11 protein-coding genes are annotated in these 13,175 nt (G+C 47.1%); 7 read left to right on the top strand and 4 right to left on the bottom strand.

All coding sequences use genetic code 11. The features are described 5' to 3' along the window. Window positions 1-15: 15 nt before the first annotated feature. Window positions 16-1,974 (bottom strand): response regulator, encoded by a 1,959-nt coding sequence (locus CHA6605_RS31640; RefSeq protein WP_015160089.1) that lies wholly within the window; start codon window positions 1,972-1,974, stop codon window positions 16-18. Between the two features lie 280 nt (window positions 1,975-2,254). Further along, window positions 2,255-3,430, bottom strand: coding sequence for a n-acyl-d-glucosamine 2-epimerase (locus tag CHA6605_RS13950; RefSeq protein WP_015160088.1), 1,176 nt, complete (start codon window positions 3,428-3,430; stop codon window positions 2,255-2,257). A gap of 358 nt (window positions 3,431-3,788) precedes the next feature. Between CHA6605_RS13950 and CHA6605_RS13945 the strand changes: the two genes are divergently transcribed. The 3 genes from CHA6605_RS13945 (at window position 3,789) to cobA (ending at window position 6,509) form a co-directional block, all read left to right on the top strand. Continuing rightward, a complete protein-coding gene (locus tag CHA6605_RS13945; protein WP_015160087.1) occupies window positions 3,789-4,682 on the top strand; it encodes a PEP-CTERM sorting domain-containing protein in 894 nt (297 codons plus the stop codon). 73 nt (window positions 4,683-4,755) lie between these two features. Next, complete coding sequence (locus CHA6605_RS13940; RefSeq protein ID WP_015160086.1) at window positions 4,756-5,499, top strand: sirohydrochlorin chelatase; 744 nt, start codon at window positions 4,756-4,758, stop codon at window positions 5,497-5,499. 230 nt (window positions 5,500-5,729) lie between these two features. Next, window positions 5,730-6,509 (top strand): uroporphyrinogen-III C-methyltransferase, encoded by a 780-nt coding sequence (gene cobA, locus CHA6605_RS13935; protein ID WP_015160085.1) that lies wholly within the window; start codon window positions 5,730-5,732, stop codon window positions 6,507-6,509. A gap of 80 nt (window positions 6,510-6,589) precedes the next feature. Here the strand turns inward: cobA and CHA6605_RS13930 are convergent, their stop codons facing one another. Then, window positions 6,590-6,799, bottom strand: a complete 210-nt coding sequence (locus tag CHA6605_RS13930; protein WP_015160084.1) for a hypothetical protein — start codon at window positions 6,797-6,799, stop codon at window positions 6,590-6,592. A 291-nt stretch (window positions 6,800-7,090) separates the two neighbouring features. Here CHA6605_RS13930 and CHA6605_RS31635 point away from each other — a divergent pair, with 291 nt between their 5' ends. From CHA6605_RS31635 to CHA6605_RS13915, 3 genes are read left to right on the top strand one after another with little or no spacing between them, the layout of a single operon-like run. After that, window positions 7,091-8,053 (top strand): hypothetical protein, encoded by a 963-nt coding sequence (locus CHA6605_RS31635; protein ID WP_015160083.1) that lies wholly within the window; start codon window positions 7,091-7,093, stop codon window positions 8,051-8,053. 29 nt (window positions 8,054-8,082) lie between these two features. Continuing rightward, window positions 8,083-9,180, top strand: coding sequence for a phosphotransferase enzyme family protein (locus CHA6605_RS13920; protein ID WP_015160082.1), 1,098 nt, complete (start codon window positions 8,083-8,085; stop codon window positions 9,178-9,180). Further along, window positions 9,177-9,710 carry a DOMON-like domain-containing protein gene (locus CHA6605_RS13915; protein ID WP_015160081.1) on the top strand — a complete coding sequence of 178 codons (534 nt, stop codon included), beginning with the start codon at window positions 9,177-9,179 and terminating at the stop codon, window positions 9,708-9,710. Before CHA6605_RS13920 ends, CHA6605_RS13915 begins: the two co-directional genes overlap by 4 nt. 69 nt (window positions 9,711-9,779) lie before the next feature. Here CHA6605_RS13915 and CHA6605_RS13910 read toward each other — a convergent pair whose 3' ends face one another. Beyond that, window positions 9,780-10,244 (bottom strand): hypothetical protein, encoded by a 465-nt coding sequence (locus CHA6605_RS13910; protein WP_015160080.1) that lies wholly within the window; start codon window positions 10,242-10,244, stop codon window positions 9,780-9,782. 249 nt (window positions 10,245-10,493) lie between these two features. Here CHA6605_RS13910 and dnaK point away from each other — a divergent pair, with 249 nt between their 5' ends. Further along, window positions 10,494-13,100 (top strand): molecular chaperone DnaK, encoded by a 2,607-nt coding sequence (gene dnaK, locus CHA6605_RS13905; RefSeq protein WP_015160079.1) that lies wholly within the window; start codon window positions 10,494-10,496, stop codon window positions 13,098-13,100. Window positions 13,101-13,175: the final 75 nt, after the last annotated feature.

Here is a 13,175-nt window from a genome sequence, read left to right as displayed (position 1 = left end):
CATAAAGCCTAAAGCCTATTTCAGAAAATACACCGTCCCAGTTTGACCGATGAGGATGGTAGATTTAGGATTGGTAAATTCAACTTGGATGCGTTGAGTCAATCGATTCTCTGTGGGAGCGGCTCCACCTAGGAATGAGGGCGCGATGTTGGTGACTAGGGCGGTTAATTCTTGGCTTTCGATCGCAGTACCCACTTTGACGATCGCCTTTTGTCCGGGTTTGAGGAGTGCGGCTTGTTGGGATTCTAAATCTACACCGATTTTAAGCTTTTTGGGATCGGTAATACTCATTAATTTACTACCAGCAAAAACCCGATCGCCGATCGCGACGGGAATTTCGATTGCCATCCCCGTCACGGGGGCGAAAATATCGATCGTGGTTGTTTCTAGCACGGGTTTTTGGCTGACTGGCGCACTTGTGGCGATCGGTTTAACTTTTTGTTGTTGCAATTGTTGCAGCTTAGTCCCCAGTTGTTGATAGTCCGATTTTGCAGCTTGGAGTTGTGCCCGAAGTTGTTGGAGTTGTTCGGCTTGTTCTTTGAGTGCTAATTGTTGTTGCAGGCGCGCCGATTGGTTTTGAGCGGCTTGTTTGGTTGTGGCAGTTCGGGCGGCTGTACTCAGCCTGTCATAATCGGCGCGGGCAATATTCAAGTCGGATTTGGCGGCAATTTGCTCTTTTTCGGCTTGTTCGAGCCGTTCTTGAGAGATCGCGCCTTCACTCTGATAGCGCGCCATTCGCTCGTAGGTAGCTACCGCGAGATCGTAGATTGCCTGCGCGCGGACGATCGCTTCGCGCTTTTGAGCCAGAGGTAATGGTTCTGGCTGTGCGGAGATGGCATTGAGTTGGATGTTCGCGTCGGCTACCTGTTGGCGCAGGGGAGCTAAATTGCGTTGATAACTAGAAATCGCCTGTTCGACTGTTTTAATCCGTCCAGCGGCGGCTTGGCGTTCGCCGATGAGGATCTGTTGCTGCTGTAGTAGCTGTTGCTGGAGCGCGGCTGTTTGCTGGAGTGCAGCTTGTTGTCGTTCGGCAGTGATTTGCCGTTGTTGGAGAATTTTGGTTTGATTGGCACGTTCGGCATCGATATTGCGAATAGTGAGCAATCGCTCGCCATAATTGACCGATTGTCCGACTTTAATCGGTAATGTCAACACCAAACCGGGCACCGTCGTATCGATGTTAGTGATATGTAGCGGCTCAATTTTGCCAGTAAATGGCAGATTGTGTAATTGTTGCGATCGATCTTGACGCTCTGGTATCGCGGCGGGTTTATTTAAACTTTGGCGAAGGAGGTAGATCGAAAATGTCAGTCCCAATCCGGCGATTACCAGTGCGGCAGCTTGATACCAGCCGATCGATTTGCGCGATCGAGCTAAAGCCGTGACGTCTAAAATTAATTCTGAAGGTCGATCGAATTCCGAACCTGGTACTAACAATTTGCTCCCAGTAGCTTTATCGAACTTATTAATACCCGTCAGCTCCAAGCTGCCAGGAGCATCAAATTTGCCACTCGATAGTTGCGTGTTGGCAGTTTTGGGCTTCCAATCCAATACTCCATTCCCCTTGTTGGGAATGAATTTTTCAAACAATCCTGGCGCGATCTGCATGTATCCCCGATGGACAAAGCGGACGGCATCGCAAATTTCTTGAGCTGGCGCACCCTTGAGAATATAGCCATTCGCACCAGCATAGATCGAATCAGCAACATACTCGTCGCTATCGTAGCTGCTGAGTACTAGGACTCTAGTTTTGAGGGAACTGTGGGCGATAATTTTGGTAGCCAGTACGCCATCGATGTCTGGCATTTCCATATCCATTAGCACTACATCAGGAAGCAGCAATTTGACTTGCTCGATCGCATCATAGCCATTGTCTACCATTCCCACGATGTCGAAGTCTGGTTCGGTCTCCAGCAAAGACTTCAAGCGTTCCCGAATGCTCTTCTGGTCATCCACCAGGAGAATGCGAATCATGTCCAATTCCTTAGGTTTAAAATACTTACTACTAACCAGCTCTGGCTTACTTATTCGCTCGATCTACCTCGATAACCGGATGAAAATCTTATTTTGGTAACTTAGTATATCGATTTTATGACAGTTTGGGGGAGGGGGGAGCGATGCGCTTGTCGGGTTTCGCGACGGTTACGAGCGATCCAGACAGCGGGGAGCGGGGGTAGGAACGCAGTTCCAAATTAAGATCTACCCATTCATTACCCATTACCCTTACCTATTACTCATCCACCCATCCACCCATCTACCCATTACCCAATTTCTCAAACTCCCTCCAGCACATCAACAAAGCGCGGGGTACGTGGAAACAGCCTTTCCATTTACCGCCTTTGAGATCGAGTAAAACTTCGCCTTGACGATCGAGATAGCCAAACCACTCGCCATGTTCTGTATCTGCAAAATGGCTCCAGGTATACTCATGCACCTTGCAGTACCAGTCCCAACATTCCGCTCTACCAGTGAGCCGATACCCCATTGCCAGCGCGACGAGAGTTTCGACATGTACCCACCACAGCTTTTGATTCCACTCTAATTGTTGGGGCGGATGTCCGTCAGCATCCATGAAATAATAGATGCCGCCATATTTATCATCCCAGGCAACGTTGAGGATGTTTAACACGACATCGACAGCTTGGTTAATAGTGCCAGTATCCTGACGGCGGTTGGCGATATCCATAATAAACCACATTGCTTCGATCCCATGTCCGGGATTGAGCGATCGACCCTCAAAACAATCCACATGGCTGCCATCGGGAGCGACATGCTCGTACATTAAGCCGCGCTCTTTATCGAGAAAGTCTCCCATCACTTCTTTGACAGTCAGATCCAACACTCTGTCGAGTTCTTCCTCTGGCAATAACCAAGCCATTTCTAAGGTGAGATTGGCTAAAATCATCGGGATGGCGAGAGATTTGAGAGATCGAGTACCGGGGTAGGTTTTATTGTAGCGACCCTTGGGATCGTCCTTGCGCCGCAGCACATTTTGATACGCTTGCAGCGCGACATCTTTCGCCCAAGATTCGCCATCGGCGAGGGCGAATTGACTGAAAGCCATTGCCGCAAAACAGTCAGAGAAGATGTTGTAAGGCTGTACGAGGGGCTGTCCCGCTCGATCGAGGGCAAAATACCAATTTCCCTGCAAATCGCGCCCGTGCTCGGCCAAAAAGTTCGCACCGTGTCCGGCAATCTTGAGCCATTCACTGCGCTGCTCCACCCGATTGTACAACATCGAAAACGTCCACACCTGACGGTTTTGAAGCCAGATAAACTTATCGGTATCGTAGACTTTGCCCGATCGATCGAGACAAGTATAGTAGCCGCCACACTCCCAGTCGATCGAGTTTTGCTCCCAAAATGGCACCACGTTATTTAGCAGCGTATCTTTGTAGAGCTGTGCCAGTTCTTTAAAATCGTAATTCATCTTTTAAATCCTCAAATATTTTGGTGCGGGGGATGCCGTACCTTTCAGCTCCGCAGTAGCGGTACGGCATCCCCGATTTTATTAAGAATACTTAGCAACCGATTAATTATATGCTCGCACTACTCCCATAAAGCGATCGGAACGCACTCTCGCCGACAGTGGGATCGCAAGTTTAGCTGTGTTAATACGCTCGACATCGTGAGTTCAGGAAAATTTAACCGCTCGATCGCTTACAAATTGTCGATGAATGCTATCTAGCAGATAATCTGTAATATTTCTTAAAAATAGTTAGATCTGGCTACTACAATTAGCATAATAAGAGCAAATCTATGTTTTAACTATCTACGAGGTATCGCCAATGCAGCTAAAGTCTTGGGTCGCAATTGCAGGGATTATTGTATCTAGTATTGTAGGAGTGGGAAGTGTCGATCGAGTTAATGCTGTGACTACTGTACTTTATGATGGCGCGTCGGGCGTGACGCCAAATCTTTTTAACGCACCAAATCCCTACTTAAATTTTATCAGTCTGGGTAGTGGTGCATCGCAAAGTGCGGGCGGTGGTGTTACCACTCTCAATACAAATACTTCTGAATTCACTTATGCTGGCTATACTAATTACAACAATAATCTGACTGGTTTTACCACTATTGTCAACCCGCAATTTCCAACTTTAGATCGCAATACTGGGTATACACTTAGTTTTACAGTCAAAGTTAATTCCCAGACAAATAATGGTACAAATGGAGACTTCCGTGCTGGTTTTAGCGCGCTCGTCTTGGGTAATGACAATCGAGGAATTGAAATAGGATTTAGAAATCCCAACACTAAAGATGGATCGAACATTCCCGATATTTTTGCTCAGAATGATGCTAGTTTCAATAGCATTGTCGAACGAAACACCACTATCGGTACGCTCCTATCTAGCCTGAACACCTATGATTTAACTGTCTTTGGGGACACTTACACCCTCAAAAATGGTAGCAATACATTACTAGCTGGAGCATTGCGGAACTATACTGCCGCTGTTGGTGTTGGGAATAGTTACACGAATCCTAACTTTATTTTCTTAGGCGACAATACGACTTCTGCGGGTGCGAGTGTGGATATTAGCAGGATCGCTATAACTACCAATACTACCAACGTACCCGAACCGAGCAATCTAATCGGGATCGGACTGGCGATCGGATTTGGGATTAAACTCAAAGCTAGGTTGAGCAAATCCAATCGCGAATTTACAAAGCTATTGAAGTAATCCCCGATCGAAATGAAATAGATCGTCATAAATGTTATAACTATTCACTATCCACTATTCACTATCCACTAACTTGGCCGACGCTTTTTTATTAGTCTCTCATGGCAGTCGCGATCCGCGTCCGCAAATCGCGATCGATCGATTGGTAGCGCAATTACGGTTGCAGTTACCACCAGCTAGCGGAGATAGCTCGCCAACGAGCGTTGCGACAGCACAACTAGAATTGGCTGACAAACCATTACACCTGCAAATTAGCGATTTTGCCCATAAATGTGGCGACGGGATCGATCGAGTGGTTATCCTACCACTCTTTTTAATTCCTGGCGTACATGTAATGGAAGATATCCCCACCGAGGTGGCACTTGCTCAGCACGAAATTGGCGATAAAGTGAAGTTAAAAGTGACATCTTTCCTTGGCTCAGATCCCGATTTTACCAATTTGTTCGCACAGAACCGTTCGAGCCTACCCAGTCAGAGTATTATTTTATCTCATGGTAGCCGCAGATCTGGTAGCAATGAGATCGTCGAACGATTGGCCGAGCGAATGGATTTAGTCGCTGCTTATTGGTCGGTGCCGCCTAGTTTAGCCGATCGAGTTGCAGCCGCGATCGCCGCAGGTGCTACAGAAATTGGGATTCTACCTTACTTTTTGTTCCCAGGAGGCATCACTGACGCCATTGCTGAGTCAGCCGCACAATTACAACAGCAGTATCCACAGGTACGATTAGTGTTCGGCGAGTCGATTGGCAATAGTCCAGCGTTAGTAAACACGATTGGCAAAATTTTAGGATCGATCGATTTCCAGAAAACTATTTAAAACATATATCTGTAAGGGGTGGGTGTAAACAGGCGATCTCCTGATTCAGACTTCCTTACTGCTTAAATACTATAGCTTTTTTGGCTCCCTCTGCGCTGTGTGCGCCTGTGCGGTTAAAAAAGTAATGGTTTTTAACCATGCTCTATAAATCTTAGGGCGGGAAGAGACTAGCAATCGATCGCAGATCCGCCATCCCTTTTAATTACATCAAAAGCCATCTTCTAAAATTAGTGCAAAATCCAGACAGAGGACAGGTGACAGAAATAGTGGGTAAAGTCTATTTAGTCGGTGCAGGGCCTGGAGATCCGGGCTTATTGACAATTAAAGGTAAAGTATTATTAGAATCGGCTGACGTAGTGATTTATGATGCCTTAGTCAGTCCCGAAATTATTGCCATCATCTCGCCCCATGCCGAGAAAATTGATGCTGGCAAACGGATGGGCAGACATTCCCTGCTCCAAAATGAAACCACCGAATTATTAATTGCCAAAGCTCGCGAACAAGCTGTCGTCGTGAGGCTCAAAGGTGGCGATCCATTTATCTTCGGGCGCGGTGGTGAAGAAATGGAAGATATCATCGCAGCAGGAATCCCTGTCGAAGTAGTGCCCGGTGTAACATCAGGAATTGCGGCTCCAGCATACGCTGGCATCCCCCTGACGCACCGCAATTATAGTTCTTCAGTTATTTTTGTCACTGGGCACGAAATGGCTGGTAAATACCGTCCTGGAGTCAACTGGAGCGCGATTGCTCATAGTGCTGAAACGATTGTCGTATATATGGGCGTACACAATCTCGATCGCATTACTCACGAGTTAATTACGGCTGGTTTAGCTGACGATACGCCAATCGCGCTGGTACGCTGGGGCACCACCCCCGCACAGCAAGTCCTGATCGCCAGTTTAGCCACAGTCGTCGATCGAGTCGAAACCGAAAAATTTAGCGCGCCATCGATCGCTGTAATTGGCAATGTCGTTCGGCTACACGAAATCCTAGGCGGCGCATTAACGTAGCAAAACCCAACATACCCTACGATCTGAGGGTACACTGGGTCGAAACTAAGCACTAATCTAGTTAAACTCGTGCGACTGAGCTAGCACACTTGGCGAGATGCCAATTTTTCAAAATGAGCTTGAGTCTGATGTAAAAACAACTCCCGACTGTCAACTGCATTAGTGAGCGTAGGTACGAGATTGCGTGCTTGAAGTGCCATGTGCATTTGTAGATGGGCTACATAGTCACTCATTTCCTCACCTGCTGCTAACTGCATCTCTAGGGCAGTTTGGGCGAAATCGTTCTGCATTGCCACTCGCTCTCAAAAATTAAGGTTGAATTTGTCTGTACTTATAAAGCAATCTATCACACTCGATCGATTTCGATCGGGCGATCGCAACTAAGTTTAACAAAATTGGCATTGCTGGATCGAGGGTGGATGAGTGGATGGGTAATAGGTAATGGGTAAGAAACGATTGGGTTTCGATCTTTTGTCTTCTACCATCTGTATTTTATACCCACACAGGGTAATCCCTTGTTAGAGTGGAAGCGGCAAGATCGTTAAATCTTTAAATATATATAGTTGGCCTTTCGCTCTGATATGAAACGACTCAAACGTTATCTGATTATTGCAACCATTATAGCTGTCGTTATCCTCGGAATTAGGTTTACTCAAGAACTCGAAGATTGGAGTAGGCTTGCTGCCTACCGTCCATCCTCAGAAATCACCAGACTTGCCACCACTACGACGATGACGCCATTAGCACAGCGGTTATTTTACGTCAATAACCCGACGATCGAATCTAAGAGAGCGTCACTCAATCTGTGCAAGAGTTCCGAACACACGATCGTTTTGGGTTGCTATGTCGTTCGCAAAGGCATTTTTCTCCAAGAAGTTACCGATCCTCGATTGAAAGGAGTGATGGAAGTTACTGCGGCGCACGAGATGCTGCATGTTGCATATCAGCGGATGTCGATCTTCGAGCAAAGTAAAATTAACAAACAATTACAACAGGCATTAAGCCAACTTCAAAATCCCCGCATTCTTAAATTAGTCGCAACTTACAATAATCAAGATCCCAAATCGGTAGATAACGAACTACACTCAATTTTAGGGACAGAAGTCAACGCTCTCAGCCCCGAACTAGAAGAATATTATCGCGCTTATTTTACCAATCGATCGACAGTCGTAGCTCTGTCCGAACGTTATGAAGGCGTTTTTACCGCGCTCCGAGCCAAGGCGAAAATCCTCAATCAGCAGTTGATAACGCGCAAATCGGCACTAGAGCAATTATCCGCACAGGTAAAACAAGAGGCGCAAACGATCGAATCAGAACGCTCGACGCTGCAAACCGCGATTGTGGCAAATCCTCAAGGCGATTATGGTTTCCGCATCTCTACTTTTAACGATCGAGTCAGAAATTACAATCAACTCGTCAGCCAACTCACCGCTCAAACAGATACCTACAACCAAATGGTAACCGAGCATAACTCGATCGCCTTAGAAGAAAAATCTTTAGTCGAATCGCTAGAAAACAAATCGATGCAACAAGTTACGCGATAATTTAGGCATGTTATTTCTCAGGTAGAACCTTGGATCGTCTGACTACTATCGCCCAACAATTTGCAGCATCGAAAGAAGTTATTGCCGTTCGCGCCTTTGGGAGTGGCAATATCAATGATACGTTTCTGGTGACGATCGCGGATAAGACGACACCGCACTTCGTACTGCAACGGATCGATACCCACGTCTTCCAACAACCCGCGCTGGTGATGCAGAATATGCAGATCTTTACCCAGCATATATCTGATAAGTTGTCGAAAGAAACCACCACCGAGAGACGTTGGGCGGTACCGCAGGTATTATTTACCTTAGCAGGTGCCGATAGTTGGGTCGAACCCGACGGCTCCTTTTGGCGCGCGATTAGCTTTATCGATGACTCCGAATCGATCGATATCATCCAGGATATCCAACACGGACGCGAAGTTGGCTATGCCTTGGGAAGATTTCACTCTTTAATTAGCGATCTCGATCCAGCACGATTAGCCGATACCCTCGAAGGTTTTCATATCACGCCAAAATATCTCGAACATTACCACCGCGTATTGCCTACTACAAAAGTAGAGCGCGATCCTGACGTAGAATATTGCCTCAAATTTGTCCAGGAGCGTCAGGAATGGGCGCGAGTTTTAGAGGATGCTAAAAACGACGGTCTGCTAACATTGCGACCGATTCACGGCGATCCTAAGGTCAATAACATCATGATTTGCACCACCACCCAACAGGCGATCGGGATCGTCGATCTCGATACGGTTAAACCCGGACTGGTACACTACGATATCGGCGATTGTCTGCGATCGGGTTGCAATCCGCTCGGCGAGGAAACCAAAGACTGGAAGCAGGTGCAATTCGATCCCCACATGTGTCGGGCAATTTTGGAGGGTTATCTGTCGCAAGCGAGCGGCTTTTTGACAGCACAAGATTATCTATATCTATTCGATGGGATTCGGCTAATTGCGCTCGAACTAGGATTGCGTTTCTTTACCGATTATTTAGCCGGAAGTGTATATTTCAAAGTCAAGTATCCACAGCACAATCTCGATCGAGCCTTAGTCCAGTTCCAGCTTACTGCTAGTATTGAAGCCCAAGAAACCACCATTCGATCGATTATCGAGGAATTACGAGCGTGAGCGATTTTACTCTTTATCCTTTTCCAACCGATCGCAGTCTACCACAGGTAAAAATCGGCGGTCGAGTCGAGCGAGTTAATGGCATTCTCTCGATCGAATACCAACTTCAAGGCGATCTCGACTCGGTAGTAATTTTACCTCCTTCCGACTCACCTACCCGCACATTTGCGCTGTGGGAACATACTTGTTTTGAGTTCTTTATTGGATCTCCAGGCGAAGCAAATTATTGGGAATTCAATCTCTCACCTTCTGGAGATTGGAATGTATTTATACTCGACGATTATCGCCAAGGATTGCGAGCCGAAAGTGCATTTACAGAGTTACCATTGCAGATCGATCGACAATTAGATACCCTCTCACTCTCTGGCTCGTGGGATCTGACTAAAATTATCTCCGCCGAACGCCAACTAGAAATCGCGATCTCAACCGTAGTTAAATCCGAGCGAGATGAAATAAGTTATTGGGCATTAGCTCACAAAGGCACGGAACCTAATTTTCATCTCCGCGATAGTTTTATCATCAAAATTTAATCAGTCTAAATAATATTTTGCTCAAACTATTTGGATCGATATTTTTTTATTTAGATAAAGCAAACTTTACTAACAAACATCTGGTGGTAACTGAGACGATCGATCGCGATCGAGTTTTCTGGCGATCGATTCTTCCAAACTATCGCGAGTTATTTCTTGTCCTTTATTTAAATCTTCAGAATCATTCAAAAACACCAATCGATCGATTTCGGGGAAGGCTAACAAATAAAAGATGAGCTGAATTACTGGTACTTCGATGGCCAGCGAACTTGCTAGTAAGCCACTGTTAAATTTTTGCACGTCCTCCACACTTGTAAACGCATACATCACTTGAATTTCGAGATTGGGTTTGAGCTGGTTGCGTAAGGTGGTGATGACCCATTCACCCTGCGGACTTTGGCAAATATAATATGTGATGTGAGGTAATGTGGCTGCGAACTGTTGTAAAATCGGCGCGATCGCCGTCACACTCAGGCGGCTTTCAACATCTGGCGCACCATCAATTAATGCTTGTACCTGTTGGTCTAGATTCATAGGTGTTAGGCTTTAAGCTCTAAGTACTTTATCGGTATATGGGTTTGAGACGTTAGATAATTACAGAGTGATGCTTCATCCCAAAAGCCTAAAGCCTAAGCCCTAAAGCCTAAAGCCTAAAGCCTAACCCCTAAAGTAGTGCTATCCCCACCCGAACGGTGGATCGATTACCTTACAGGTACGCTACGCGATCGGATAAAATAAAACCAATATTTGTGACAAATTTAGTCATACAAAGGGAAGCAGCGGATGGGTAAAGTAGTAGGCATCGACCTGGGTACCACCAATTCAGTGGTAGCTGTCATGGAAGGCGGAAAACCAGTGGTAATTGCCAATGCAGAAGGTATGCGTACCACTCCCTCCGTAGTTGGTTTCAGCAAAGACGGCGAACGCCTCGTCGGACAGATGGCACGGCGGCAAACAGAATTAAACCCCCAGAATACATTTTATGGGGTCAAACGGTTTATGGGGCGCAAATATGGCGAACTCAGCCCCAAATCTAAGCAAGTGCCTTTTACCATCCGCAAGGATGATGATGGCAATGTCAAAATCAAATGCCCAAAACAAAATCGGGAGTATGCACCAGAAGAGATTTCGGCGATGATTTTGCAGAAACTAGCTGACGAAGCTAGTCGGTATCTGGGCGAAGCTGTGACTGGTGCCGTAATTACCGTACCTGCTTATTTTAACGATTCCCAACGCCAAGCGACTAAAAATGCCGGAAAAATTGCGGGATTGGATGTGTTGCGAATTCTCAATGAGCCGACTGCTGCATCGCTGGCTTATGGGTTGGACAAGCGTCAAAGTGAGATGATTTTGGTCTTTGACTTAGGCGGTGGTACTTTTGATGTGTCGGTGTTAGAAGTCGGCGATGGTGTCTTTCAGGTTAAGTCTACTAGTGGCGACGTTCAGCTCGGCGGCATGGATTTCGATCGCAAGATCGTCGATTGGCTGGCTGAAGAATTTCTCGCTGCCGAAAATATCGATCTCCGGAAGGAACGGCAATCGCTCCAGCGGCTGACAGAAGCGGCTGAGAAGGCCAAGATCGAGCTGTCTGGGGTGATGGTCACCGATATCAATTTACCCTTTATCACGGCCACCGCAGAAGGCCCCAAACATATCGAAACTAGGCTCAGTCGCGCTCAATTTGAGGATTTGTGTGCCGATTTGATCGCGCGGCTGCGCGGGCCTGTCAAACGGGCGATGAGTGACGCTCAATTAAGTGCCTACGATGTCGATGAAGTCGTCTTAGTCGGCGGTTCGACGAGGATTCCAGCGGTGCAGGAGTTGGTACGTAGTTTTATTAACAAACGTCCCAATCAAAATGTCAATCCTGATGAAGTCGTGGCTGTCGGTGCGGCAATTCAAGCGGGAGTATTGGCTGGCGAGGTTAAAGATATCTTGCTGCTCGATGTGACGCCCCTTTCATTGGGGTTGGAAACCATTGGCGGCGTGATGAAAAAGCTCATCCCGCGCAATACGACGATTCCCGTGCGGAAATCGGATATATTTTCCACTTCGGAAAATAACCAAACGATGGTAGAAGTTCATGTCGTTCAAGGCGAACGCGAAATGGCGGCTGATAATAAATCGTTAGGACGGTTTAAACTCACCGGAATTCCACCCGCACCAAAAGGGATTCCCCAAGTCCAGGTATCGCTGGATGTGGATGCCAATGGCATTCTCCAAGTGACGGCGATGGATCGCACCACCGGACGCGAACAAACTGTGACGATTCAAGGTGCCTCGACTTTAGGCGAACTAGAAGTCAAACGGATGATTGACGAAGCCGCACAATATGCCGCTAGCGATAAGCAAAAACGGGAAAAAGTCGATAAACGCAACCGCGCCGAAGCTCTAACTTATCAAGCCGAACGTCAACTGCGCGAAGTCGCCTTAGAATTTGGGATGCAATTTGCCAACGCGCAGCGCAAACAAATCGAAGGACTGATCCGCGAACTGCGGGAGGCTCTAGCCGATAACGACGAACGCTTAGTCGATGAAGTCAAAAGCGAATTAGATGACGCACTTTATGATTTTAGCCGTCAGGTGCGGATGTTGACCGAAGAAGAGGACAAGGGCATTCTCGGCACGCTCAAAGATATCTTTGTGGGCGATGATGAGGAATATAATTATCGCGACAATTATAACAATCGCGATCTCTATAGCAATCCTTACGGCAGTCCTAGAGATCCCTACTACGATAACCGTGGGAACGATTATTCTGGTTATTCCAATCGCGGCGCGCTACCACCCCAAAGCTACGAGCCGCCTAGAGATCCCTACCGCGATCGAGACTATAATAATCCGCGCGATCCCTATGCCGATCCGTCTAGAGATCGGCGCAACGATAGTCGCTCCACGCCTCGGAATAATAATCCCGACAGACAAGATCGATCGACTTATCGGGATAATAATGAAGATCGTTATACTCGCGACGAGCGTTATCCCACTCGTCGGGACGATAATAACTATGCGCCAAACTCGCGCAGAGAAGACGATTATCCTCGCCGGACGCCACCAACGAATAATAATGTCGATCGATCTCGCCAGCGCGATGATGACTATCTAGATGACGCGCCACAGCAACCGCCACAACAGCGGCGAGATGAAGATCGCAATCCACCGCAACCCCGTCAGAACAACGATCCGCGATCGTCAAACCCATCGGGACGTGCAGTAATCCCTCCAGATAGTCGCAGCATGAATTCTCGACCCGCACCCGCCCCAGATCGCAATCCTCGCACCGATGTGCGGCGTTCGTCCCCTCAAAATAACAACCTCAATCCTCGCTCTAATCCCAACAATGTCCAGCCGATTCGCGATGATTGGGATGATGATGATGAATGGTATTAGGGAAGGTGTTAGGTATCAGGCTTTAGGCTTTAGGGTTGAGATTCTGTCTTTTCCGTTCGAGTGGAAACCCTAATT

The organism is Chamaesiphon minutus PCC 6605 (assembly GCF_000317145.1).
Taxonomy (GTDB): domain Bacteria; phylum Cyanobacteriota; class Cyanobacteriia; order Cyanobacteriales; family Chamaesiphonaceae; genus Chamaesiphon; species Chamaesiphon minutus.
Note: the sequence above shows the minus strand (reverse complement) of the source record. Positions and strands in the feature narration are given on the sequence as shown.